Here is a 23,194-nt window from a genome sequence, read left to right as displayed (position 1 = left end):
CACGATGGGGGCATGACGTCCCCCACCTCGACCGCCGCTACCGCCCGCGTCCTCTCCGGCCTCGACGACATCCGACCGTGGCTGGAGGACCTCTACCGCCACCTCCACGCCCACCCCGAGCTGTCCATGGCGGAGCACCAGACGGCCGCCCGGGTGGTCGAGGAGGTGCGGGGTATGCAGGGTGGCGGCGACCTCGAGATCGTCACCGGGGTCGGCGGCACGGGGGTCTGCGTGGTGGTGCCCAACGGTGACGGGCCGACGGTCCTGGTGCGCGCCGACATGGACGGGCTGCCGGTCGTGGAGGACACCGGGCTCGACTACGCCTCGACGACCTTCGTCACCAACCGCCAGGGCGAGTGCGTCCCCGTCATGCACGCGTGCGGCCACGACACGCACGTCGCGACCCTGCTCGGCGCCACCCGGCTGCTCCTCGAGCAGCGCGACGCCTGGTCGGGCACCCTCCTCGTGGTCTTCCAGCCGGCCGAGGAGCAGTACAACGGCGCCGAGGCGATGGTGCACGACGGTCTGGTCGACCGGGTGCCGCGGCCCGACGTGGCCCTGGGCCAGCACGTGCTGCCCGGACCGGCGGGCTCGGTGCAGGTCGCGCCCGGCCCGATCATGGCCAGCTGCGACGACTTCCGGATCACCCTGCACGGCAAGGGGGGTCACGGCTCCGCGCCGCACACCGCCATCGACCCCGTGGTGATGGCCGCCTCGCTCGTGATGCGGCTGCAGACCGTCGTGGCGCGGCAGGTCTCGCCCCGCGCCACCGCCGTGGTCACCGTCGGCCGTATCGCCGCAGGCACGAAGACCAACATCATCCCCGCGCACGCGGTCATCGAGGGCACCGTGCGCACCTACGACGACGAGGTCGCCCGGCACTGCCTCGAGGTGATCGAGCGGACGGCCCGTGCCGAGGCGGCCGCGTGGGGCGCGCCGGACCCGCAGATCGAGACGTTCGACCACCTGCCCGTGACCGACAACGACCCCGCGACCACCGACCGGGTGCGGGCCGCGCTGACCGCCGAGCTGGGGGCGGACCAGGTCCGGGTGTTCGAGCCGGAGATGGGCTCGGAGGACTTCTCCGAGCTGCCGAACGCCTGGGGCGTGCCCTACTCCTACTGGGGGTTCGGCGCGTTCGACCCGGAGGCGTGGGCGCGGTCCGAGGCGGCCGGGACCCAGGCGCACGACTTCCCCGACAACCACTCGCCGCACTTCGCGCCGGTGCTCCAGCCGATGCTCGACACCGGGGTCCGCGCCATGGTCGCCGCCACGATGGCCTGGGTCGGTCGCTGATGACCGCTGACTACTGGGCCGTCCACCCGCCGTCCATCGGGTAGGACACACCCGTCACCATGCCCGCGTCCTCGGACATGAGGAACGAGGTGAGGGCGGCGACCTCGGCCGGCTCGATGAGGCGCTTGACGGCCGACCGCGTGAGCATCACCTTGGCGACGACCTCGTCCTCGGGTATGCCGTGCGTGCGCGCCTGGTCCGCGATCTGCTTCTCGACCAGGGGGGTGCGGACGTAGCCGGGGTTGACGCAGACCGAGGTCACCCCGTGCGGTGCGCCCTCCAGTGCGGTCACCTTCGACAGCCCCTCCAGGCCGTGCTTGGCACTGACGTAGGCCACCTTGTACTCCGACGCGCGCAGGCCGTGCGCCGAGGAGATGTTGATGACCCTCCCCCAGCCCTGGGCGTACATGTGCGGAAGAGCGGCCCGGATCAGCAGGAACGGCGACTCCAGCATGAGCCGGTGGATGGTGCGGAAGTCGTCCGGGGCGAGCTCGTGGATGGGCGCCACCCGCTGGATGCCCGCGTTGTTGACGAGGATGTCGCACTCGAGCTCCAGGTCCTCCAGCGCGGCGGTGTCGGCCAGGTCGACCACCCACGCCTCGCCGCCGATGTCCCCCGCGACCCGCTCCGCAGCGTCCGCGTCCCGGTCGGCCACGATCACCCGGTGCCCGTCCTGGACGCTGCGCCGGGCCACGGCCTCGCCGATCCCGCCGCCTCCGCCGGTCACCAGCACGGTCCTCGTCGTCATGGGGTCGCTCCTCGCCTGTGGCGTGTGGGTGGGTGAAGATCCACCTCGCGAGGAGGTGCTCCGTCCTCACGGGTCCCGTCATCGTGGAGTGCGGCCCGTCGTCACGTCCATGTTGATCCAGCCCATCACTACGGTGTCGTTTGTGTGGTTCCGTCACATAGGTGCCGCCGCGCCGTGCCCCTACGGTGAGTCCTCATGAACGACCCACAGGACACCGTGGGCCCGCCTGGCAGCCGCACCGTCGCGCTGTCGGCCCGCGGCCTGAGCAAGGAGTTCCGCGGCTTCCGCGCCGTGAAGGACGTCGACCTCGACGTCGTCGAGGGCGAGGTCCACGCGCTCGTCGGGCCCAACGGCGCCGGCAAGACCACGCTTTTCAACCTGCTGACCGGCTATCTCAAGCCGACGTCCGGGACGATCACCGTGCACGGCAAGGACATCACCGGCAAGGAGCCGGAGCAGATCGCCCACGAGGGCGTGGCCCGCTCCTTCCAGATCACCAGCCTCTTCGACAACCTCACCCCGCGGGAGCACCTCGAGCTGGCGCTGCAGGGCATGGCGGGCGGCGGGATGCGGTTCTGGCGCTCCGACTCCCTGCTGCGCCGGCACCGCGGCCGGGCCGACGAGCTGCTGGAGCACGTCGGGCTGGCCGGTCTCGCCGAGCGCCCGGCCGGTGAGCTGGCCTACGGCCAGAAGCGGGCGCTGGAGATGGCCCTGGTGCTGGCCCTGGACCCCCAGGTCATGCTGCTCGACGAGCCCACCGCCGGGATGGGCCGCGAGGACGTCGACCGCACGATCGAGCTGGTGCGCCAGGTCGCGGCCGGCCGCACCGTCGTCTTCGTGGACCACAACATGCACGTCGTGGGTTCGTTGGCCGACCACGTGACCGTGCTGATGTCCGGCGAGGTCCTGGCGCGCGGGACCTACGAGCAGGTCCGCAACGACGAGCGGGTGGTCGCCGCCTACCTCGGGGAGGACACTCATGCTTGAGGTCCGTGGCCTGGAGGCCTTCTACGGCGACGCGCAGGCGTTGCACGGCGTGGACCTCGTCGTCCGCGAGGGTGAGGTGGTCACGCTCGTCGGGCGCAACGGCGCCGGCAAGACGACGCTGCTGCGCTGCCTCATGGGCCTGCACCGCGACGTGCGCGGGTCGGTCACCCTCGACGGCACCGAGATCACCGGGCTCGGGCCGCACCAGCGGGCCCGTCGGGGCCTGGGCTGGGTGCAGGACGACCGCGGCATCTACGCCTCGCTCAGCGTCGAGGAGAACCTCACCCTGCCCCCGGTGACGCACCCGGACGGCGCCTGGTCCCTGGCCCAGGTGTATGACGCGTTCCCCGTCCTCGCGGACCGGCGCCGGGCTCCGGGGACCACCCTCTCCGGAGGAGAGCAGCAGATGCTCGCGCTGGCACGGGTGCTGCGCACCGGCGCCCGGGTGCTCCTGCTCGACGAGCCGAGCGAGGGTCTGGCCCCCGTCATCGTCCAGCGCATCCGCGACATCGTCCAGCAGGTCAAGGCCAACGGCACGACGGTGCTCCTCGTCGAGCAGAACGTCCGGTTCGCCTCCTCCGTCGCCGACCGCCACTACGTGCTCGCCGAGGGGCACGTCGCCGCCGACCTGGACAACGAGGAGTTCACCCGCCGTCAGGACGAGCTCCTGGCCTACCTCGGCATGTAGGCGGGCACCCTGCCCGACCCGCGCCCGCACGCCATACCCCACCCTGCTGTCACCGCTCCACCCGCCCACCCACCGACGCTGCCCAGCAGCACCTCCGAAGGAGAAGAATCCCATGAGCACCAAGCGTCTCGCCGCGACCGCGGTCGTGAGCGCCAGCGTCCTCGTCCTGTCCGCCTGCGGCAGCGGCGGTCCGGGCGGTGGCGGCGGCGACTTCAGCGACGGCAAGGTCGTGCTGGCCGTCCTCAACGACCAGAGCGGCGTCTACAAGGACCTCTCCGGCCCCAACAGCGTCAAGGCCGTCGAGATGGCGGTCGCCGACTTCCAGGAGAAGTACGGCGAGGAGGCCGTCGTCGACGAGATCGAGGTCGTCGCGGCCGACCACCAGAACAAGCCGGACATCGCCAACACCAAGGCCCAGGAGCTCTACGACCGCGAGGGCGCCGACATCATCCTCGACGTCCCGACGTCCTCGGCCGCGCTGGCCGTCGCCACCCAGGCCAAGGAGAAGAAGAAGCTCTTCATCGACATCGGCGCCGGGACGACCGAGCTGACGAACGGCCAGTGCAACAAGTACACCTTCCACTGGGCCTACGACACCTACCAGCTGGCGCAGACCACCGGTACGGCGGTCACCGAGGGCGGCGGGAAGGAGTGGCAGATCATCTACCCGGACTACGCCTTCGGCCAGGACATGGACAAGTCGTTCACCCGGGCGGTGGAGGAGGCCGGCGGCACGGTCGGCGACCACATCGCCACGCCCTTCCCCAACGACAACTTCACCACCTTCCTGACCAAGGCCGCCTCGGCCGAGCCGGACGTCATCGGCACCATGCAGGCCGGCGGTGACCTCATCAACCTGGTGAAGCAGTACAACGAGGGCGGCTACGCCGCGGACGGCATCGAGCTGGCCGTCGGCCTGATGTTCATCACCGACATCCACTCCCTGGGCGTGGAGGCGTTCGAGGGCGTGCAGTTCGCCGAGGCCTGGTACTGGAACCACGACGACGAGAACCGGGCCTGGGCCGACCGTTTCCTGGAGGAGACGGGCACCCGCCCGTCGTTCGCGCACGCCGCCAACTACTCCGCGGCGCTGCAGTATCTCGAGGCCGTGCAGGCCGAGGGCACCGACGACGCGGACACGATCGTCGGCAACTTCGAGGGCAAGGAGATCAACGACGTCTTCCTCAAGAACGGCACGATCCGCGCCGAGGACCACCGGGTGATCCACGACGTCTACCTGGCCAAGGTCAAGTCCCCGGACCAGGTCACCGAGGACTGGGACTACGAGGAGATCGTGAGCACCATCCCGGCGGAGGAAGCCTTCATGCCGCTCGACCAGTCCGCCTGCTCGATGGGCGGCTGAGCACCCTCCCCCAGACCCGGTCCGGGCGCCCCTGTACCCCGTCGTCGGGCGCCCGGACCGGCCCCCCGCCCAAGGAAGAGGCATGAACGAGATCCTGCAGTACACCGTCCAGGGCCTGGCGGCCGGCAGCTTCTACGCGCTGGCGGCCCTCGGTCTGGCGATCATCTTCGGCGTCCTCGGCGTCGTGAACTTCGCGCACGGCGCGTGCTACATGCTCGGCGCGTTCGCGGCCGCCGTCCTCATGGACCTCGTCGGCCTCAACTTCTGGCTGGCGCTGATCGTCGTGCCCGTCCTGATGTTCTTCTTCGGGGTCCTGCTCGAGCGGCTCCTGGTCAGCCGGCTCACCGCGTTGGACCCCCTCTACAACTTCCTGCTGACCTTCGGGCTGTCGCTGCTGCTCGTCGACCTCGTCAAGCGTGAGTACGGGGTCTCCGGCCAGCCCTACACCCGACCGGAGATCCTCGGCGGCCAGCTCACCCTGGGCGCGCTCCGGCTGCCGACCTACCAGGTCTTCGTCCTGGTCTTCTCGCTGCTCGTGTGCCTGGGGGTCTGGCTGCTCATGACCCGCACCCGCATCGGGATGATCGTGCGCGCCTCGACCGAGAAGTCCGAGCTGACCCGGGCGCTGGGCATCGACGTCAACCGCTGGGTGACGCCCGTCTTCGGGTTCGGCATCGCCCTGGCCGGCCTCGCGGGGGTGCTCGCCGCACCCTTCCGCGCGATCACCGCCGACATGGGCTCCAGCTTCATCATCATCCTGTTCGCGGTCGTCGTCATCGGCGGCCTGGGGTCGATCGTCGGCGCGGTGGTCGCCGGCTTCCTGGTGGGCCTCGTCGAGGCGTTCGGACAGGCCTACGCCCCCACGCTGTCCCAGATCGTCATCTTCGTCCTCATGGCCGTCGTCATCCTCATCCGACCCGCCGGCCTCTTCGGACGCGAGGAGAACGCATGAGCACCACGACCGAGACCGACAGCCCGGGCACCGCGCCCGCCCCCGCCGGGGGTGGCCCGGCCCTCCTGGGACGCACGAGGGGACGGTGGCTGCTGCTGGCGGCCGGTCTGGTCCTCGCGCTCGTCCTGCCGTGGGTGATCTACCCCCCGGTGGCCATGGACATCGCCGCCTGGGCGCTCTTCGCCGTGGCGCTGGACCTGCTGCTCGGGTATGCCGGTCTCCTCTCCTTCGGGCACGCCGCCTTCTGGGGCGGCTCGGCCTACGTGGCCGGCCTGACCGCCCTCCACTGGGGCCTGCCCTTCCCGCTCGCGGCCCTCGCCGGCGCCGGCTTCGCGATGCTGCTGGCCTGGCCGATCGGCGTCCTGTCGGTGCGGCGCAGCGGCATCTACTTCGCGATGGTCACGCTCGCGTTCGCGCAGATGCTCTACTTCATCGTCAACCAGTGGCGCGGGCTGACCGGCGGCGAGAACGGCCTCCAGGGCGTGCCCGTCCACTTCTTCGGCCTCGAGGCCGTGGAGACCGACGCGTTCTTCTTCTACTACGCGGCCCTGCCCCTAATCCTGCTCGGCATGTGGTTCGCCTGGCGCGTGGTGCACTCCCCCTTCGGGCGGGTCCTGGTGGCCACCCGCGACAACCCCGCCAGGGCGCGCGCCCTCGGGTATGACGTGGAGCGCTACCGGATCCTGGTGTTCGTGATCTCGGCCGGCCTGGCCGGGCTCGCCGGCGGCGTCTTCGCCATCAGCCACGGCTTCGTCTCGCTGCAGGAGGTCGCCTGGCAGACCTCGGGCAAGGTCGTGCTGCTCACCGTCCTGGGCGGCATCGGCACCCTCTGGGGCGGCATCGTCGGCGCGATCGTCATCGTCATCCTCGAGGACCAGCTGGCCTCCTCGGGCTTCGAGGGCATCGGCATCATCACCGGCAGCGTCTTCATCGCCGTGGTGCTCCTCTTCCGCCGGGGTATCTGGGGGACGGTCTCGGACGCGCTGGCCCGCCGGCGCGGAGAGCGTCCTGCCGCTGAGGCGGTGAGCGCGGCCGACGGCGAGGAGGGCCTGTAGCCGGCGGCCGTTCAGGCCGGCGTCCCCGGCGCGGCTAGGAGCGGAGCGCGGCCTGCAGGCGCAGGGCCAGCTGCAGCTCCAGCAGCCGGTCGGGAGCCTGCCACGTCCCGCCGAGGAGCTGGCCGACCCGCTCCAGCCGCTGCGTGACGGTGTTGGGGTGGACGTGCAGCGTCTGCGCCGTCCGCCCCAGGTGACGGTCCTCCGCCAGCCAGGTCTGCAGCGTCTGCACCAGCGAGGTCCGTCGCCGCTCGTCGTAGTCGAGGACGGGACCGAGGTGACGCCGGACAAAGCCGGTCGGGGCCCCACCGCCCAGGAGCAGCCCGACGAAGCCGAGGGAGGCGGCGTCGGTCACCTCCCCGCGCCTGCCCAGGGCCAGCAGCGCCTCCAGGCAGCTGCCCGCCTCGTCGAAGCCTGAGCGCACCCCCTCCGGCCCGTGCACCGGGCCGGCGACGCCGACGGTCGGACGGGCCCGCCCGACCGTGCGGCGTGACGAGGTCGCCAGGTGGGCGGCGCGCTCGAGGAGCTGCTCGCCGACGCGGAGCGGGTCCTGGTCGGGCAGCACGAGCACCAGGCGGTCGGCCACCTCCGCACACAGGCCGCCGACGCCGGCCGCGTGGTCCCTGGCCCACTGCTCGATCACCGGGTCGACCGGGGCGGCGACCGCGACGGCATACGGGCGGGACAGGTCGACACCGAGCACCCCGGCCCGAGCCGCGATCGCGCCGGCCCCGGCCCGGTCGAGCAGCAGGTCGGTGAGCAGGTCGCCACGGCGGCGGGAGTCGGCCTCGGCGACGTTGCGCTGGACCGCCATGATGAGGGCGGCCGTCGTGGCGGCGCGCTCGAGGATGCGACGGTTGACGTCGTCCACGGGCCCTCGCACGAGCACGGCCGCCAGCGGGGCCCCGCCGGCCCAGACCGGCGCGACGGAACGCTCCTCCTGGATCTGGGTGGCGTTGTCCGCGAGCGCGCGGGCCGCGGCGTCGGTCTCGTCGGGGCCCGGCTCCCAGTCGGCGTCGCTGCTCGCGAGCGTGGTCCCGTGCGCGTCCACGACGAGGACGGCCAGCCCGAGCACCTGCTGCAGCTCGCCGGCGACGTCGGCGAGACCGCCACCCTGGAGCACCACCTGCGCGAGGCGGTCGTGCGCGTCGGCGGCGCGCTGGGAGCCCTCGGCGGCGCGCCGGAGCAGCTCGCCGGTGTTCCTCAGGTCCGCCAGGGCGTCGGCGCTCTCCCGGGTCCGCCGCGCGTTGTCGATGGCCACGGCGGCGTGGCCTGCGAAGCTCGTGAGCAGGTCCACGTCCTCCCGCCCGAAGGGTCGCGGGTCGTGGTTGGCGGCATACAGGACACCGATCACCGCGCGCCCGAGGAGGAGGGGCACGCCGAGGATCGCCGTGAGCTCCTCGGCGCCGACGGCACCGTCGATGGTGCGGGTGTGCTGGAAGCGCTCGTCGTGGAAGTAGTCAGCGGTCGCGTAGGGACGGGCGGTCTGGGCGACGAGGCCGCCCAGGCCCTCGCCGAAGCCGAGCCGCACGTTGCGGAAGGCCTCCGTGTGGATGCCCTGCGTGATCCGCATGTAGGTCTCGCCGCGCTCGTCGTCGTTGAGCGAGAGGTAGGAGACGTCGCAGGCCAGCAGCGCGCGCGCCCGTCGCACGATGGCCTCGAGCACGTCGTCGAGGTCCTTGAGGGCAGCCAGGTCGGCGACGGTCTCGAACAGCGCCGCCAGCTCGGACTCACGCCGGCGACCGACCTCCCGCACACCCCTCGCCTGCAGCGCGAGCCGGTGCAGCCGTTCGACGCGTGGCCGGTCGAAGCCGGCGTCGACCGACTCCTGGAGCACCTGCTCGTAGTCGCTCGGCGCGGCGTCGGACGCGAGCAGCGCGAGGTAGCGCTCCCCCGGCCCGTTCACCGCTCCGCCGCCGCGCTGCGGTGCCGGTCCCACGCCAGCGCCGCGGCGACGAGGTCCTCCAGCGCGGTGCCGACCGACTTGAAGACGGTGATCTCCCGCTCGGTGGTGCGTCCGGGGTGCCGGCCGGCCGCGAGGTCGGTCAGGGTGGCCAGCACGTCCCCGGGCCGCAGCGTGCCTCGCGACAGGGGGCCCACCAGGTCGCCGGGCTCGTGCAGGGCGGCCGGCACGTCGACGAAGAGGCTGGCCGAGGTGACGAGGGCCTCGTCCGCCTCGACCATGCCGGGCGTGAAGGCCCCGACGAGGTCCACGTGCGTGCCCGGGCGCACGTCCTCCGCCAGCACGAGGGGACGTGTGGACGAGGTCGCGGTGGTCACCACGTCGGCCCGGCGGACCGCTGCGCGCAGGTCGTCGGCCGCCTCGGCCTCGAACCCCTCGGCGCGGAGCCTGGACACCAGAGCGGCAGCCTTCGCCGAGCTCCGCGCCCAGACCAGCGTGAGCCCGACGTCCCTCACCGTGCGGTAGCAGGCCGGCATGGCCGCGGCGACGTTGCCCGCGCCGACGAGCAGGTGGACGTCCACCGTCGGGGGCGCCAGGACGTCAGCGGCCAGGGCGCTGGCCGCTGCGGTGCGCCACCGGGTCAGCTCGGTGCCGTCGAGGACCGCGACCGGCTCCCCCGTGTCGGCCCTGGACAGCAGGTAGGTGGCGTGGATGGCGGGCAGGCCGGCGTCGCCGTTCCCCGGGTGATGGGTCAGCACCTTGACGCCGAGCCAGCCACCCGGCTGCCAGGCCGGCTTGAGCAGGAGCGTGGCGTGCGCGGCCGGGTCGAGCGTGACGTGGGTGCGGTCGGGGACGCGGACGGCGTCCGCGGCGAAGGCCTCCCGCAGCGCGTCGACCAGCGCCGCCGGGTCGAGCAGGCCACGCACCTGCTCCGCGTCGAGGACCTCCATCAGGGCGCCTCGAGCTTGGCCACGATCCGCTGGACGGTGAGCCAGGTCCGCGTGGTGATGTCCGCGCCGTAGGTGCGGTCCAGCCACGCCATGAAGTCGGGCGTGCGCCCCGGGTCGCTGTTGTCGATCACCGCGAGGAAGGCCCGGGCCCCCGGGTCGAAGCCGACGACCCGCACCAGGGGGTCGGTGGCCTCCGGGAGCTCGGGCGGCGTCCGTGCCCCGTCCTTGAGGAAGGTCACGGTCAGGTAGGTGCCGCGGCCGTGGGTCAGGCCGGGGAACGGGTCGCTGTCGAGCAGGCCGCGCAGCTCCCCGAGGGTGCGGACGACGGTGCCGCCGCGGATGCCCAGCTGCTCCACGAGCGCCTGCTGGATCTCGTCCTCGAGGTCGGGCACGTCACGCTCCGGCGTCTCGAACAGCAGGTTGCCGCTGGCCAGCACCGAGCTCACGCGGTCCAGCCCCAGGCCTTCCAGGACCCAGCGCAGCTTGTCGTTGGCCATGTTCGGGTTGCTGGGGTAGATGCCCCGCAGGAGCGCCGCATACCTGGTCACAGGCCGACCCTACCGAGGCCCGCCCGGACTGAACCTTCTACCGCTCCGGTGCGACGTGAGGACGAGGGGTGCTCGCCGTGAGCGCCCGCGCGAGCGAGGAGCCGCCATGAGGATCCGACCGTTGCTGTCCACGCTGGTGTGCGCGCTCGCCCTGGCCCTGGTGCCGGGCGCGGGCGGGGCGGCCGGCACCGGGCCCCTCCCGCAGGCGCCGATCCTGCAGGACGGAGACCTGGACTTCTCGGTGCACCGGCTCTCGGGCGCCGACCGATACGGCACCGCGACGGACGTGGCCTCGCAGTTCTTCGCTCCCGGGGTGCCCGTCGTGTATGTCGCCAACGGCACCTCCTTCGCCGACGCCCTCGGCGCCGGTCCCGCAGCGGCGCTCCAGTCGGGCCCGGTGCTCTTCACCAAGTCGGACAGCCTCCCGGCCGTCACGAGGTCGGCGCTGACCCGGCTGCGTCCGGGACGCATCGTGGTGGTCGGCGGGACCGCGGTCGTGGACGGGACGGTCCTCGCGACGCTGCGCGACTACACCAGCGGCTCGGTGACCCGCCTGGCCGGGGAGGACCGGTTCGGCACGGCGGTCTCGGTAAGCCGGGCCGCCTTCCCCAGCGGTGCGGACGTGGTCTACGTCGCGACCGGCCGCAACTGGCCCGACGCCCTCTCGGCCGGGGCCGCCGCCGTGGTCCAGGGCGGCCCCGTGCTGCTCTCGGACACCACGCACGTCCCTGCAGCGGTGCTGACCGAGCTGGAGCGGCTCGACCCCTCGCGCATCATGCTCGTCGGGGGGACCTCGGCCGTGTCGGACGCCGCCGCGGCCCAGCTGCGCACGATCGCGACCACCGAGCGTCTCTCCGGCACCGACCGTTACCGGACCGCGCTCTCGGTCTCCCAGCGGGTCTTCGGGCCGGACCGGCCAGGCGTGACCATCACCACCGGGCGGTCCTTCCCCGACGCGCTGGCGGGCGTCCCGGCCACCCGGACGACGCGCGGGCCGGTGCTGCTGGCCAGCGCCACGGGCCTCGTCGGCTCGGGCGAGCTCGACCGCCTCACCCCCACCACGGCATACCTCCTGGGCGGGACCTCGGCGCTGCCGGTCGACGTCGCGAGGGCTGTCCAGCGCGAGCGCGGGGTCTGCTGGGCCGGTCCGACCCTGCTCGGCGGACCTCAGGAGGTGCTCTCCACGGTCGGCGGTGTCAGCGGGCGCAAGATGGCCTTCACCCTGGACATGGGCGGGCGGCTCGACGGAGCCACCGCCATCGTCGACTTCCTCGTCGACCACCAGGTGTGCACGACGTTCTTCCCGACGAGCATCATGGCGGACACCGCGGAGGGGCGCCGGGTCATGGCGCGGATCGCCGAGCACCCCGAGCTCTTCGAGGTGGGCAACCACACCGTCCACCACTGCGACCTGGTCAACGGCGGTGGCGGCTCGCCGAGCGGGGCACCGTGCCAGGTCCCGATGACCCAGACCTTCGTGCGGAGCGAGCTCAGCCTGGCGGAGCCGGTGCTCGAGCGGCTCTCCGGCGTCGAGACCCGCCCGCTGTGGCGCCCGCCCTACGGCTCGCACAACGCCTGGGTGCGCGACCAGGCGGCTGCGGTGGGGTACCCGGTCACGGTGATGTGGGCCCGCGACACGATCGACTGGGACCCGGACACCACCGCCTCGCAGATCGTCGCCCGGACGACCAGCCCGTTGCCCCCCACCGGTGCCATCGTGCTCGCGCACCTGGGTGGGTACCGAACGGGTGAGGCCCTGCCGACGATCGTGCGGGTGCTCCGTGACAACGGCTACACGATGACCACGGTGTCCGACCTGCGCGACGGCTGACTGCCTCAGGCAGCGGGCGCGACGGCCTCGGCGGCCCCGCGGGCGGCCCGACGGGCCAGCCGGACGAGGGTCCACACGTAGAGCACCGCGAAGGCCACCGTCAGGACGATGGCGACGACGTTGGTGGCGCTGAGGCCGCCGTCGCCTCCCCCGGTGCAGCTGACCTGGCCGTCGGTGCCCGTGGAGCAGGTCTGCGCGTCCACCGCGAAGGTCATGAGACCCGCGAGGACCGGCGCCAGCCAGCCCACGCCCAGGACCAGCGCACCGAGGAGCTTGTCCGCCACGCTCCACCGCCTGGAGAGGACGAGCAGCACGAGGCCGGCCAGCCACATCGGCACGGCCAGCGGCCACAGCCAGAAGAACAGCGCCGAGCCGACGAGCAGCACGAGGGCGCCGACCTCCCGCCACGCGCTGTCGTGCACGGGGACGCCCCCCGCCGCCGCGTCGGGCCCCGGGACGCCGCCGGCCTCGTCGACGAGGGCGGCGGGTGCACCGAGACGCTCGAGCGCCTCGCGGACCGCGCTCTCCGAGGGGTTCTCCCCCAGCGCGTCGGCCAGGTGCTCACGGATCTGCGCCTCCAGCTCCCGGCCCTCGTCCACGGGGAGACGCACGGCCTCCTCGTGGAGCCGGCGCAGGTAGTCCTGGACGAGCGGGTGGTCGAGTGCGGTCATCATCGGGTGCCCCTTCCGAGCAGGATGTGGTCGACGGAGGTCCTGAAGTCCGTCCATGAGGTGGTGAAGTCGGCCAGGGCCGAGCGGCCCCGGTCGGTGAGCGAGTAGTAGCGACGAGGGGGCCCGCTGGGCGACTCCTGCCAGGAGGTGCGGACGAGCTCCTCCTTGCGCAGCCGGCTCAGGAGGGGGTAGATCGTCCCCTCGCTCGCCAGCAGCCCGGCCTCGGAGAGCTCGGTCACGAGGTCGTAGCCGTAGCGCTCGTCGTCCTGCAGCAGCGCGAGGACGCAGTGTTCCAGCACCCCCCTGCGGAGCTGGGTGACCGCTGATGGTGATGTCATGCATCACAAGGTACCTGACGACTACCTTGTCGCGCAAGCATCCGCCGCTGTGCTCGCGCGGGTCGCACGGCGGCGCCTGCGCGGAAGGCGGACCGGCACGGCATACCCTGGACCGTCCCCGGAACACGAAGGAGCCGCACCGACCCATGGCCCGCAAGCGCCCGCAGAGCGAGGACCTCTTCGACGTCGAGGAGAAGATCGTCGAGGTCGACGTCCAGGAGGAGATGGAGGGCGCCTTCCTGGAGTACGCCTACTCGGTCATCTACTCGCGCGCACTGCCGGACGCGCGCGACGGGCTCAAGCCGGTGCAGCGGCGCATCCTCTACTCGATGAACGAGCTGGGCCTGCGACCCGACCGGGCCCACGTCAAGTGCTCCCGCGTCGTCGGTGAGGTGATGGGTAAGTACCACCCGCACGGCGACACCGCGATCTACGACGCGATGGTGCGTATGGCGCAGCCGTTCACCATGCGCCTGCCCCTGGTCGACGGGCACGGCAACTTCGGCTCGCTCGACGACGGTCCCGCGGCCAGCCGCTACACCGAGGCGCGGATGGCCTCCGCCGCCCTGCTCATGACCACCAGCCTCGACGAGGACACCGTCGACTTCGTCCCCAACTACGACGAGCAGCTCCTGCAGCCCGGCGTGCTGCCCGCGGCCTTCCCGAACCTGCTCGTCAACGGCGCCTCCGGGATCGCCGTCGGCATGGCGACCAACATGGCCCCGCACAACCTCGTCGAGGTCATCGGCGCGGCCCGCCACCTCATCGCGCACCCCGAGGCCGACCTCGAGGCGCTCATGCGCTTCGTGCCGGGGCCCGACCTGCCCCTCGGCGGCCGCATCGTCGGCCTGGACGGCATCCGTGAGGCCTACGAGACCGGGCGTGGCTCCTTCCGCACCCGCGCGACCGCCCGCATCGAGAACATCACCCCGCGCAGGAAGGGCATCGTCTTCACCGACCTGCCCTACCTCGTCGGCCCGGAGAAGGTGCGCGAGAAGGTCAAGCAGCTGGTCCAGGCCAAGAAGCTGCAGGGCATCTCCGACATCCTCGACCTGACCGACCGCACCAAGGGCCTGCACCTCGTCATCGAGGTCAAGACCGGCTTCAACCCCGAGGCCGTGCTGGAGCAGCTCTACAAGCTGACGCCGCTGGAGGAGTCGTTCGCGATCAACAACGTGGCACTCGTCGACGGGCAGCCGCGGACGCTCGGCCTCAAGGAGCTGCTGCAGGTCTACGTCGACTTCCGCACCGACGTGGTGCGACGCCGCACCACGCACCGGCTGGGCAGGAAGAAGGAGCGGCTGCACATCGTGGAGGGCCGCCTCACGGCGATCCTCGACATCGACGAGGTCATCCAGCTGATCCGCTCCTCCGACGACGTGGCGATGGCGCGCTCGCGCCTCATGCAGGTCTTCGACCTCACCGAGATCCAGGCCAACGACATCCTGGAGATCCCGCTGCGCAGGCTGACCAAGTTCTCGCGCATCGAGCTGGAGGCCGAGCGCGACGAGCTGGAGCGGGAGATCGAGCGGCTTCAGGCGCTGCTCGACGACCCCCAGCTGCTCCTGCGTCTGGTCTCCGACGAGCTGGCCGAGGTCGCCAAGGAGCACGGCACGCCGCGGCGCACCGTGCTGCTGGAGTCCAGCGGCGCCGCCGGGGCGACGAGCGCCGCGGGCACCGCCACCGCGAAGGGCGCCGCGCCGCTGGAGGTGGCGGACGACCCGTGCTGGGTGCTGCTCTCCTCGACCGGACTGCTGGCCCGCACCATGGGCGAGGAGGAGCCCGGGCGGGGCGGCCGGCGCGCCAAGCACGACGTGATCACCTCGCGGGTCCGGGCGACCGCCCGCGGTCAGGTCGGCCTGGTGACCAGCGCCGGCCGCGTCCTCAAGCTGTCGGTGGTCGAGCTGCCGAGCCTGCCGCCGACGGCGGGGGCCCCCGCGCTGTCCGGCGGCGCGCCGCTGTCGGCGTTCGTCGACCTGCCTCCCGACGAGCAGGTGCTGGCTCTGTGCAGCCTCACGGGTGAGGGGCCCGGGCTGGCGCTCGGCACCCGCCAGGGCGTGGTCAAGCGGGTCAACCCCGACTACCCCGGCAACCGCGAGTCCTTCGAGGTGATCACCCTCAAGGACGGCGACCGCGTCGTGGGCGCGGCCGAGCTGGCGACCGGGGAGGAGTCGATGGTCTTCATCACCACCGATGCCCAGCTGCTGCACTACTCAGCCTCCTTGGTCCGCCCGCAGGGACGGTCCGGCGGTGGGATGGCGGGCATCAAGCTGGCCACGGGCGCCCAGGTGGTGGGCTTCAACGTGCTCGACCCGGGCGCCGAGAACGTCGTCGTCACGGTGGCCGGGTCCGCCGACGCGCTCCCCGGCACGGAGGGCGGCTCGGTCAAGGTGACCGACATGTGGGCCTACCCCTCCAAGGGTCGGGCGACCGGAGGAGTCCGCTGTCACCGCTTCCTGCGCGGCGAGGACGTCCTCACGCTGGGCTGGGCCGGGGCCGCCCCGCCGCTGGCCGCCTCGGGGAACGGCGTCGCCGTCGACCTTCCGGAGACCAACGACAAGCGCGACGGGTCCGGGGTCCCGGTCGGCGCGCCCCTGGCCGCGGTCTCGTCCTGAGCACCCGGCATCCCACTACAGTGTGACGTAGATCACGTGCACGTTCCCCGTGGAGGGGTCCGTCAGGGAGGACGATGAGGCATGAGCGGTCGGGCCGGGAAGGTGCTCGCTGTGGTGGTGGGGGTCCTCGTGCTGCTGGCGGTCGTCGCGGGGGTGATCTCCGCGACGCGTGAACGCCCCGAGCTGCCCGCCGGCTCCCCCGAGGCCACCGTCCAGGACTACGTCACCCTGATCTACGACGACGACCTGGAAGGCGCCGCAGAGCTGCTCGACCCCGACGGGTCGTGCACGGTGGAGGACCTTGACCTCGCCTTCGTGGACCAGGCGGCCCGGGTCGTGCTGCGGGACACCAGCGTGGACGGCGACCGGGCGACCGTCCGCGTCGGGCTGGTCCACCCGTCCGGGAGCCCGCTCGGCGACGAGTTCACCCAGGATGAGACCTTCCGGCTGGTCCGCTCCCCTGACGGCTGGGTGATCACCGGGGATCCCTGGCCCGTGTACGGCTGCGGTAAGGAGCCCCACCCATGATCTGGGACGTGCTGTCCGTCGTGAGCGCGCTGGTGCCCCTCGCCCTCGTGGCCGGGCTGGTCGTCGGCGGTGTGCTCCTGTGGCGACGGCGCAGCGGGGAGGGTGGCGTGGAGCACGCCGCGCCGGGTGGGGCGGGACAGTCGGTCCGGCGGTTCTTCCAGTACCTCCTTCTCCTCGGGCTGCTCGTGGCGGCGGCCGCCGGCGTCACCGGCCTCCTCGGTCGTGGCCTCGACCGGCTCGACGACGCACCGACCCTGGTCGTCGACGACAGCACGCTCGCCCTGCAGCTCGCGCTGACGATCATCGCCACGCCGATCTGGCTCGTGCTCGCGCGCTGGACGCATCGCCGCGCGGTGGCGGACCCGCGAGAGCTGAGCTCGCTCGGCTGGGCGGCCTACCTCACGCTCGCAGGCCTGATCTCCCTCGTGACGGCCATGGTGGGCTGGACCCGCACCCTCTGGATGCTCGCAGGCGCCGAGGACTACCGCGGCACCTCGGCGGCGCTGGCGACCGTGTGGACCCTCGTCTGGGCAGGTCACCTGTGGTGGGGTCGGCGCGGCACGCCGCGGGGCCACCTCCTGGCGCGGGACCTCCTGTCGGCCCTCGTCGGTCTGGCGACGGCCGCGTCCGGCCTGGCCTCCCTCGTGGCCGCGACCGTGCGCCTGCTCACGGGGCTCGACGGGGAGCCGATCGTGGGCGGGGGCACGACCTCCCTCCTGCGCGCGGCCGCGGTGCTGGCCGTGGGTGCCGCAGCGTGGACCGTCCACTGGCTGCTCGACCTTGTCCGGGGCCCTCGCACCACGGGCTGGCTGGCCCTGGTCCTCCTCGCGGGTGTCGGAGGTGGCCTCGTCACCGCCCTGAGCGCCCTGAGCATCCTGCTGTATGACGTGCTCGTCTGGTTCGTCGGCGATCCCGGGGCCAGCTCCGGCGGGGAGCACTTCGCCTCTGCTCCCGCGCAGATCGGCGCTGTCGTCGCCGGGCTCCTGGTGTGGTGGTACCACCAGGCGGTCCTGGGGGCTGGCTGGGCCGGCGAGCGGTCCGAGGTCAGGCGCGTCTACGAGTACCTCATGGCCGCGGTCGGTCTCCTCGCGGCGGCGGGCGGCCTCGTGATGGTGCTGGTGACGCTGGTCGAGGCCATCGCTGCCGGCGGGGACCTGGTCGTCGGCGGCGGGGCTCTCAACGCCCTGCTCGCCGCGCTCGTCCTCCTGGTGGTCGGCACGCCTGTCTGGCTGTGGCACTGGCGCCTCGGGCAGCGCGCCCGACGGGTCGACCCCGAGGGCGAGCTGCGCTCGGTCACCCGCCGGACCTACCTGCTGATCCTCTTCGGGGTCATGGGCGTGGCCGCCGTCGTGGCCCTGATCACGCTGGCCTACCTGCTTCTGCAGGACCTGCTCGAGGGCACGTTCGGCCTGGAGACCATGCGGCGCATCCGCTTCACCCTCGGCATCCTGGTGACGACGTCGCTGCTGTCGGCCTACCACGGGACGGTGTTCAGGTCGGACCGGCAGACCGCCGCCGAGGTGCTGCCCGCCCGGGAGGCGCGCCCGCTGACCGCGGAGCGTCGCACGCTCCAGGTCGTGGCGGACCTGCCGATCGAGGCGGTCGACGAGCTGGCCAGGCGGACCGGGGCCCTGGTCCAGCTACGGCGGCCCGCCGGCCGCAGCACGTCGCCCACCACCTCGCCCATGGCTCCGCAGGACGTCGTGGGCGACATCGTTCTCGCGGCGTCGCAGGGACCCCCGGGCGACCTCCTGGTGCTCGCCCTCGACGGCGAGGTGCGCGCCATACCGCTCGCGCCCATGCACCACTAGTCCGCGCGCAATAGGCAAAAGTACCCATACCCGTCCCCGCGGGGGCCGGAGCAGACTGGCGCGTGGGTGGCAAGCCACCACGTCCGTCGTCGGGGTCCGGCGGGCGGGACCAGCGGCCTGACTCCGTGACAGGGCCGCTCTTCGTGCGTCGTGCCGCTCGCGACGTGCCCCCCAGTTCCTCACCTGTTCTGACAGGAGCACCATGTCTCCCAGCCCAACCATGCCCACGCGCCGGGACGCGCGTCGGGCGACACGCACCCGGCGGCTGTTCGCTGCTGCCGCGACCGGCGCGGTCGTGGCGATGTCCGCGTGGGGCCCGATGGCCTTCGCGAGCCACTACCAGGCCTCGCTGGACGGCGCCGGACTGCAGGATCCCAGCCTCTTCGAGATCGACACCGACGCCAACCTGACCCTCGACTCGCCCGCGATCATGGACTTCGACTGGATGAACGTCGAACAGACGCTCAACCTCGACAAGATCAACGGCACCGGCGACGACTCCTACGCCGGTGGCGTCAAGGAGGACACCGCCTGTCCGGCCGCCACGACCGACAGCATCCCGCCGAACAAGAGCGACCTCATCCAGTTCGGCGCGTGGGAGGAGGAGGGGAGCCCCGGCTACCTCCACCTCTACTGGGTCCGCGTGACCGAGCCCACCGGCACCACGCTGATGGACTTCGAGTTCAACCAGTCCGAGGCCAACTGTCCAAGCGGCCCCAACAAGGTGCGCACCGCCGGTGACCTGCTCATCGAGTACTCGATCGACCAGGGCGGCGCGCAGGCCAACATGACGCTGCGCGAGTGGAGCGGCACTGCCTGGGGACCTGCGACGGACATCGACGGCTCCGCCCAGGCGTCCGGCACCATCAACTCCTCGCCCATCACCAAGATGGACACGCTCACGCAGGACCAGAGCGCGCGCACCTTCGGCGAGGCCTCGGTCGACCTCAACCTGATCTTCGACGACACCAAGTGCGAGTCCTTCGGGTCGGCGATGCTCAAGAGCCGCTCGTCCGACTCCTTCACCTCCCAGCTGAAGGACTTCGTCGCACCCATCCCGCTGACCCTGACCAACTGCGGCCAGGTGGAGATCACCAAGCAAACGACGCCGGACGGCTCGACGCAGCTCTTCGACTACACGAAGGCTTTCGGCACCGATCCGGCCACCGGCAACACCTTCGACCTCGCCGACGGCGACACCGAGAGCTTCGAGGGCGTCCTCTTCGGCACGGGCTACACCGTGACCGAGGACGAGCTGCCGGCTGGCTGGGAGTTCACCAACCTCGACTGCTCCGCCAGCACCGGTGACGTCAGCTACACGGTTGACCTCACCACCAGGACGGTGACCTTCGACATCCAGGACTCCAACGACTTCCTGAAGTGCACCTACCACAACCAGGCGCTGGCCGACCTGACCATCGTCAAGCAGGTGAACGACGACCCAGGGACGGACGACTTCGACTTCACCAGCGCCGGCGGCCTTGACCCCGGCACCTTCACGCTGACGCCCACGGGCACCGGCGCGGCAGGTGCGGACGAGACCACCTACACCGGCATCGCGACGGGGACCTACACCGTCGACGAGACCGTGCCGACCGGCTGGAACCTCGTGTCGGCCTCGTGCGACAACGGCGACGACCCGACGGCTGCGATCAACCTGGGCGCGGGCGACGACGTCACCTGCACCTTCGTCAACGAGCGTGAGCGCGGCGCGATCGACATCACCAAGCTGCGCAAGCACGCAGCGGCCGAGGGTGGCGAGGGACCGCACGCAGACGTCACCTTCACCGTGACCGATGCCGCCGACAACGTCATCGACACCGTGGTGACGGACGCCTCCGGGCAGGCCTGCGTCGGCGGGCTGCTGTACGGCACCTACACCGTCACCGAGACCGTGCCCGACAACTACGTCTCCGCCGACGCGTCCAAGGACGTCGCGGTGTCTGCCGAGGCGGCCTGCGGTGACGAGGCCGCCGCAGACGTGAGCTTCATGAACACCCCGCTCACGGACGTCACGGTGTCGGTCGACAGCCTGGTCGACGACGGCACCGCCTCCACGATCGTCTGCGTGGACGGCAACGGCGACGCGGTCGACTCGGACGTGACGAACGCCCCCGGCGACGTGTCGCTGACCATCGAGGACCTCGAGCCGACCGCTCCGACGGCGACCCTGGTCTGCACCATCACCGTCGATCCCTGACGGCTGACCCACGGCCGGGGCCGGGCACGTGTCTCGTGCCCGGCCCCGGCGCGTTCGGCGAGCGCTCCGGGGCCGACCGGCGCACCATGAGGGGATGGCATCAGGGCAGGTCCAACCCATCCTCGACGCGCTCAAGACCGTCGCGGTCGTCCTCAAGGAGGAGTCCGTCCCGTTCGCGCTCGCGGGAGGGTATGCCGTGTACGCGCGGGGAGGCGCCGACAGCCGGCACGACGCCGACGTGGTGATCCTCGAGGAGGACGCCCACCGCGCGCGCACGGCGCTGCACGGCCGGGGGCTGGAGGTCCTGGACCCGCCGGAGGACTGGCTCTTCAAGGTGCGGCACGAGGGCGAGATCGTGGACGTGATCTACCGGCTGGCGAGCGGCCCGGTCGACGAGCCGCTCCTGGGCAGGGCCGAGGAGATGACGGTGGACTCGGTCCGGATGCCGGTGATGGCGGCGACCGACCTCGTGATCTCCAAGCTCATGGCCATGACGGAGCACTACTGCGACCTCTCGCCCATCCTTGCGGTCATCCGCAGCCTCCGGGAGCAGCTCGACGTGGCGGTGGTGGAGCAGGCCGCCTCGCAGAGCCCGTTCGCACGCGCCACACTGGGCCTGGCCCGCGACCTGTCCCTGCTCCCCGCGAGCGGGCACGACATACCGACCCGGACCGACGCACGGGAGGAGCGACCATGACCACGAGACCGACGCTGCGCGACGTCGAGCGGCGCCTGGCCGACGAGGACGCGACCGCCGAGCTGGGGGTCCACGTCAGCGAGCGCGGCGACAGGGTCGCGGTCCACGGGCAGGTGGCGAGCGAGGCCAGCCGGGTCGCGGTCCTCGAACGGGTCCGCGAGCTCCTGCCCGGCACCGAGATCGTCGACGAGCTGACCTGCGCCGAGGACACCCTCGACGGTCCGCCGCGCGCACCGGAGGAGCTGCGGTGATCCGGGTCGCAGCCGTCGGCGACGTCCACCTCGGGCCCGACCTCGCCGGCCGGCACCGCGCGGGTCTGCACGACATCGGTCGGCACGCCGAGGTCCTGCTCCTGGCCGGAGACCTCACGCGGCACGGCACCGCGGAGGAGGCCCGGGTGGTCGCCGACGAGTACCGCGACCTGCCCGTGCCCGTCGTCGCCGTCCTCGGCAACCACGACCACCACAGCGACCGACCCGAGGAGGTGACCACGATCCTGGCCGACGCCGGCGTCCGGGTGCTCGAGGGCCGCGGGGTGGTCCTCGACCTCCCGGGCGGTCGGCTCGGGGTCGCGGGCGCCAAGGGTTTCGGGCTCGGCTTCGCGGGCCGCTGCGCCAGCGACTTCGGCGAGCGGGAGATGAAGGACTTCACCCGCACGGGCCGGCACAGCGCCGAGCTGCTGGCGCAGGCCCTCGCCGAGTGCGCGTCGGGCGACCCAGACGTGACCGTGGCCCTGACCCACTACGCCCCGGTCGACGACACGCTGGTGGGCGAGCCCACCGAGATCTGGCCCTTCCTGGGCAACTACCTGCTCGGCGAGGCGGTCGACGAGGCGGACGCCGACCTGGCGGTGCACGGCCACGCGCACGCGGGCACCGAGAAGGGCACGACCGGCCGCGGCATCCACGTCCGCAACGTCGCGCAGCCCGTGCTCCGGGCGCCGTATGCCGTGTACGACCTGCGTCCGCGCGAGCGTGCGGGGCGCGGTGCGGGACTTGAGGCCCGGATGCCTTAGATTCCCTCCGTGAGTGCCCAGGCCCCCTCCCGCGTCATCCTCGTCCGAGCCAAGAGCTTCGTCCCCAACCCGGCCACCGCCGCCGACAACGCCTTCCAGAACGACGCCCCCGAGGGGCAGTCGAACGCGGTCACCTCCGCGCAGGCGCTCGCCGAGATGGACGCCGTGGCCCAGGCGTTGCGGGACGCGGGTGTCACCGTGCACGTCTTCGAGGACGAGGACCACACACGCCCTGACAGCGTCTTCCCCAACAACTGGCTGTCCACCCACGCCGGTGGCTACGTCGCGGTCTACCCCATGTATGCCTCCAACCGACGCCACGAGCGGCGCGCCGACGTCCTGGAGATGCTGAAGTCCTCCTACCGCGTGCAGACGATCGTCGACTACTCCGGTCTGGAGCCCGACGGCATCTTCCTCGAGGGCACCGGGGCGATGGTCCTCGATCACGTCTCGCGGGTCGCCTACACCGCCGTCAGCCACCGCGCGGACACCCACGTGCTGGAGCGGTTCTGCACGGACTTCGCCTACGAGCCGATGGCCTTCGAGGCGCTCGACTCCGACGGCGTGCCGGTCTACCACACCAACGTCATCGCCTGCATCGGCACCGACGTCGCGCTCATCGCCCTGGAGATGATTCGGGACGAGCAGCGCCGCGAGGAGGTCCGCGAGCGCCTGTCGGTCAACGGTCGGACGGTCGTCGAGCTGACCGAGGCCCAGGTGCGGGAGTTCGCGGGCAACGCCGTGGAGCTGTGCGGACGCACCCCGGACGGCCGCAAGCGTCACGTCATGGCGATGTCGGGCCGGGCTCACCGCAGCCTGCGCCCCGAGCAGGTCGAGGCGATCGAGCGCTCGTGCGAGATCATCTCCGTGGACATCCCGACCATCGAGCTCGCCGGAGGATCGGTCCGCTGCATGATCGCCGGCGTCCACCTCGACCCGCGCCCCACGCTCGAGCCGGAGCCCACCGCGACGGCCGAGGCGATCGACGAGCACCCGCACAC

Annotated in this window: 21 protein-coding genes; 15 read left to right on the top strand and 6 right to left on the bottom strand. The window is 72.1% G+C overall.

Annotated elements, in window-relative coordinates; genetic code table 11:
- The first annotated feature begins 12 nt into the window (after positions 1-12).
- The gene (locus IEV65_RS05935) at positions 13-1,296 is read left to right on the top strand and encodes an amidohydrolase (RefSeq protein WP_188428702.1); all 1,284 of its coding nucleotides are present in this window, start codon (positions 13-15) and stop codon (positions 1,294-1,296) included.
- Positions 1,297-1,306: 10 nt separating this feature from the next.
- Here IEV65_RS05935 and IEV65_RS05930 read toward each other — a convergent pair whose 3' ends face one another.
- Positions 1,307-2,044 (bottom strand): 3-hydroxybutyrate dehydrogenase, encoded by a 738-nt coding sequence (locus IEV65_RS05930; protein ID WP_188428700.1) that lies wholly within the window; start codon positions 2,042-2,044, stop codon positions 1,307-1,309.
- A gap of 195 nt (positions 2,045-2,239) precedes the next feature.
- Between IEV65_RS05930 and IEV65_RS05925 the strand changes: the two genes are divergently transcribed.
- The 5 genes from IEV65_RS05925 (at position 2,240) to IEV65_RS05905 (ending at position 7,089) form a co-directional block, all read left to right on the top strand.
- A complete protein-coding gene (locus IEV65_RS05925; protein WP_188428698.1) occupies positions 2,240-3,031 on the top strand; it encodes an ABC transporter ATP-binding protein in 792 nt (263 codons plus the stop codon).
- Positions 3,024-3,719, top strand: coding sequence for an ABC transporter ATP-binding protein (locus IEV65_RS05920; protein WP_188428696.1), 696 nt, complete (start codon positions 3,024-3,026; stop codon positions 3,717-3,719). The genes IEV65_RS05925 and IEV65_RS05920 overlap by 8 nt, the downstream gene beginning before the upstream one ends.
- A 112-nt stretch (positions 3,720-3,831) precedes the next feature.
- Positions 3,832-5,082, top strand: coding sequence for an ABC transporter substrate-binding protein (locus IEV65_RS05915; protein ID WP_188428693.1), 1,251 nt, complete (start codon positions 3,832-3,834; stop codon positions 5,080-5,082).
- Positions 5,083-5,164: 82 nt separating this feature from the next.
- A complete protein-coding gene (locus IEV65_RS05910) occupies positions 5,165-6,034 on the top strand; it encodes a branched-chain amino acid ABC transporter permease (RefSeq protein WP_188428691.1) in 870 nt (289 codons plus the stop codon).
- Positions 6,031-7,089 carry a branched-chain amino acid ABC transporter permease gene (locus IEV65_RS05905; RefSeq protein ID WP_188428689.1) on the top strand — a complete coding sequence of 353 codons (1,059 nt, stop codon included), beginning with the start codon at positions 6,031-6,033 and terminating at the stop codon, positions 7,087-7,089. The genes IEV65_RS05910 and IEV65_RS05905 overlap by 4 nt, the downstream gene beginning before the upstream one ends.
- 34 nt (positions 7,090-7,123) lie before the next feature.
- Here the strand turns inward: IEV65_RS05905 and IEV65_RS05900 are convergent, their stop codons facing one another.
- From IEV65_RS05900 to IEV65_RS05890, 3 genes are read right to left on the bottom strand one after another with little or no spacing between them, the layout of a single operon-like run.
- Complete coding sequence (locus tag IEV65_RS05900; RefSeq protein WP_188428687.1) at positions 7,124-8,992, bottom strand: helix-turn-helix domain-containing protein; 1,869 nt, start codon at positions 8,990-8,992, stop codon at positions 7,124-7,126.
- Positions 8,989-9,939 carry a bifunctional Delta(1)-pyrroline-2-carboxylate/Delta(1)-piperideine-2-carboxylate reductase gene (gene lhpI, locus IEV65_RS05895; RefSeq protein ID WP_188428685.1) on the bottom strand — a complete coding sequence of 317 codons (951 nt, stop codon included), beginning with the start codon at positions 9,937-9,939 and terminating at the stop codon, positions 8,989-8,991. The genes IEV65_RS05900 and lhpI overlap by 4 nt, the downstream gene beginning before the upstream one ends.
- Positions 9,939-10,487, bottom strand: a complete 549-nt coding sequence (locus IEV65_RS05890) for a DUF1697 domain-containing protein (RefSeq protein WP_188428683.1) — start codon at positions 10,485-10,487, stop codon at positions 9,939-9,941. Before IEV65_RS05890 ends, lhpI begins: the two co-directional genes overlap by 1 nt.
- 106 nt (positions 10,488-10,593) lie before the next feature.
- Between IEV65_RS05890 and IEV65_RS05885 the strand changes: the two genes are divergently transcribed.
- Positions 10,594-12,318: a cell wall-binding repeat-containing protein gene (locus tag IEV65_RS05885; protein ID WP_188428681.1), complete on the top strand. Its 1,725-nt coding sequence runs from the start codon at positions 10,594-10,596 to the stop codon at positions 12,316-12,318.
- Between the two features lie 5 nt (positions 12,319-12,323).
- On the opposite strand, the gene IEV65_RS05880 is transcribed toward IEV65_RS05885, so the two are convergent.
- Both IEV65_RS05880 and IEV65_RS05875 read right to left on the bottom strand, forming a co-directional pair.
- Positions 12,324-12,992, bottom strand: coding sequence for a DUF1700 domain-containing protein (locus IEV65_RS05880; protein WP_229734947.1), 669 nt, complete (start codon positions 12,990-12,992; stop codon positions 12,324-12,326).
- Entirely contained in the window at positions 12,989-13,327 is a 339-nt protein-coding gene (locus IEV65_RS05875; protein ID WP_188428678.1) for a PadR family transcriptional regulator, read from the bottom strand. Before IEV65_RS05875 ends, IEV65_RS05880 begins: the two co-directional genes overlap by 4 nt.
- Positions 13,328-13,473: 146 nt before the next feature.
- On the opposite strand from IEV65_RS05875, the gene IEV65_RS05870 reads away from it, so the two are divergent.
- The 8 genes from IEV65_RS05870 to ctlX form a co-directional block, all read left to right on the top strand.
- Complete coding sequence (locus tag IEV65_RS05870) at positions 13,474-15,942, top strand: DNA gyrase/topoisomerase IV subunit A (RefSeq protein WP_188428676.1); 2,469 nt, start codon at positions 13,474-13,476, stop codon at positions 15,940-15,942.
- Positions 15,943-16,023: 81 nt separating this feature from the next.
- Complete coding sequence (locus IEV65_RS05865) at positions 16,024-16,470, top strand: nuclear transport factor 2 family protein (protein ID WP_188428674.1); 447 nt, start codon at positions 16,024-16,026, stop codon at positions 16,468-16,470.
- Complete coding sequence (locus IEV65_RS05860) at positions 16,467-18,281, top strand: DUF5671 domain-containing protein (protein ID WP_188428672.1); 1,815 nt, start codon at positions 16,467-16,469, stop codon at positions 18,279-18,281. The genes IEV65_RS05865 and IEV65_RS05860 overlap by 4 nt, the downstream gene beginning before the upstream one ends.
- Positions 18,282-18,483: 202 nt before the next feature.
- Positions 18,484-20,481, top strand: coding sequence for an MSCRAMM family protein (locus IEV65_RS05855; protein ID WP_188428670.1), 1,998 nt, complete (start codon positions 18,484-18,486; stop codon positions 20,479-20,481).
- 94 nt (positions 20,482-20,575) lie between these two features.
- Positions 20,576-21,178 carry a nucleotidyltransferase gene (locus tag IEV65_RS05850; RefSeq protein WP_188428668.1) on the top strand — a complete coding sequence of 201 codons (603 nt, stop codon included), beginning with the start codon at positions 20,576-20,578 and terminating at the stop codon, positions 21,176-21,178.
- Entirely contained in the window at positions 21,175-21,429 is a 255-nt protein-coding gene (locus IEV65_RS05845) for a hypothetical protein (RefSeq protein ID WP_188428666.1), read from the top strand. Before IEV65_RS05850 ends, IEV65_RS05845 begins: the two co-directional genes overlap by 4 nt.
- Positions 21,426-22,193, top strand: coding sequence for a metallophosphoesterase family protein (locus IEV65_RS05840; protein WP_188428664.1), 768 nt, complete (start codon positions 21,426-21,428; stop codon positions 22,191-22,193). The genes IEV65_RS05845 and IEV65_RS05840 overlap by 4 nt, the downstream gene beginning before the upstream one ends.
- Before the next feature lie 9 nt (positions 22,194-22,202).
- A partial coding sequence (gene ctlX / locus IEV65_RS05835; protein ID WP_188428662.1) for a citrulline utilization hydrolase CtlX occupies positions 22,203-23,194 on the top strand: 992 nt, incomplete at its 3' end.

Source organism: Ornithinimicrobium tianjinense (assembly GCF_014636495.1).
Taxonomy (GTDB): domain Bacteria; phylum Actinomycetota; class Actinomycetes; order Actinomycetales; family Dermatophilaceae; genus Ornithinicoccus; species Ornithinicoccus tianjinensis.
Note: the sequence above shows the minus strand (reverse complement) of the source record. Positions and strands in the feature narration are given on the sequence as shown.

Coding starts and splice junctions, on each gene's coding strand:
- IEV65_RS05850 (WP_188428668.1), top strand. CDS start 20,576: ATGGCATCAGGGCAGGTCCAACCCATCCTCGACGCGCTCAAGACCGTC.
- IEV65_RS05880 (WP_229734947.1), bottom strand. CDS start 12,992: ATGATGACCGCACTCGACCACCCGCTCGTCCAGGACTACCTGCGCCGG.
- IEV65_RS05915 (WP_188428693.1), top strand. CDS start 3,832: ATGAGCACCAAGCGTCTCGCCGCGACCGCGGTCGTGAGCGCCAGCGTC.
- IEV65_RS05905 (WP_188428689.1), top strand. CDS start 6,031: ATGAGCACCACGACCGAGACCGACAGCCCGGGCACCGCGCCCGCCCCC.
- IEV65_RS05930 (WP_188428700.1), bottom strand. CDS start 2,044: ATGACGACGAGGACCGTGCTGGTGACCGGCGGAGGCGGCGGGATCGGC.
- IEV65_RS05910 (WP_188428691.1), top strand. CDS start 5,165: ATGAACGAGATCCTGCAGTACACCGTCCAGGGCCTGGCGGCCGGCAGC.
- IEV65_RS05875 (WP_188428678.1), bottom strand. CDS start 13,327: ATGACATCACCATCAGCGGTCACCCAGCTCCGCAGGGGGGTGCTGGAA.
- IEV65_RS05870 (WP_188428676.1), top strand. CDS start 13,474: ATGGCCCGCAAGCGCCCGCAGAGCGAGGACCTCTTCGACGTCGAGGAG.
- IEV65_RS05860 (WP_188428672.1), top strand. CDS start 16,467: ATGATCTGGGACGTGCTGTCCGTCGTGAGCGCGCTGGTGCCCCTCGCC.
- IEV65_RS05855 (WP_188428670.1), top strand. CDS start 18,484: ATGTCTCCCAGCCCAACCATGCCCACGCGCCGGGACGCGCGTCGGGCG.
- IEV65_RS05885 (WP_188428681.1), top strand. CDS start 10,594: ATGAGGATCCGACCGTTGCTGTCCACGCTGGTGTGCGCGCTCGCCCTG.
- IEV65_RS05865 (WP_188428674.1), top strand. CDS start 16,024: ATGAGCGGTCGGGCCGGGAAGGTGCTCGCTGTGGTGGTGGGGGTCCTC.
- IEV65_RS05845 (WP_188428666.1), top strand. CDS start 21,175: ATGACCACGAGACCGACGCTGCGCGACGTCGAGCGGCGCCTGGCCGAC.
- IEV65_RS05920 (WP_188428696.1), top strand. CDS start 3,024: ATGCTTGAGGTCCGTGGCCTGGAGGCCTTCTACGGCGACGCGCAGGCG.
- lhpI (WP_188428685.1), bottom strand. CDS start 9,939: ATGGAGGTCCTCGACGCGGAGCAGGTGCGTGGCCTGCTCGACCCGGCG.
- IEV65_RS05925 (WP_188428698.1), top strand. CDS start 2,240: ATGAACGACCCACAGGACACCGTGGGCCCGCCTGGCAGCCGCACCGTC.
- IEV65_RS05935 (WP_188428702.1), top strand. CDS start 13: ATGACGTCCCCCACCTCGACCGCCGCTACCGCCCGCGTCCTCTCCGGC.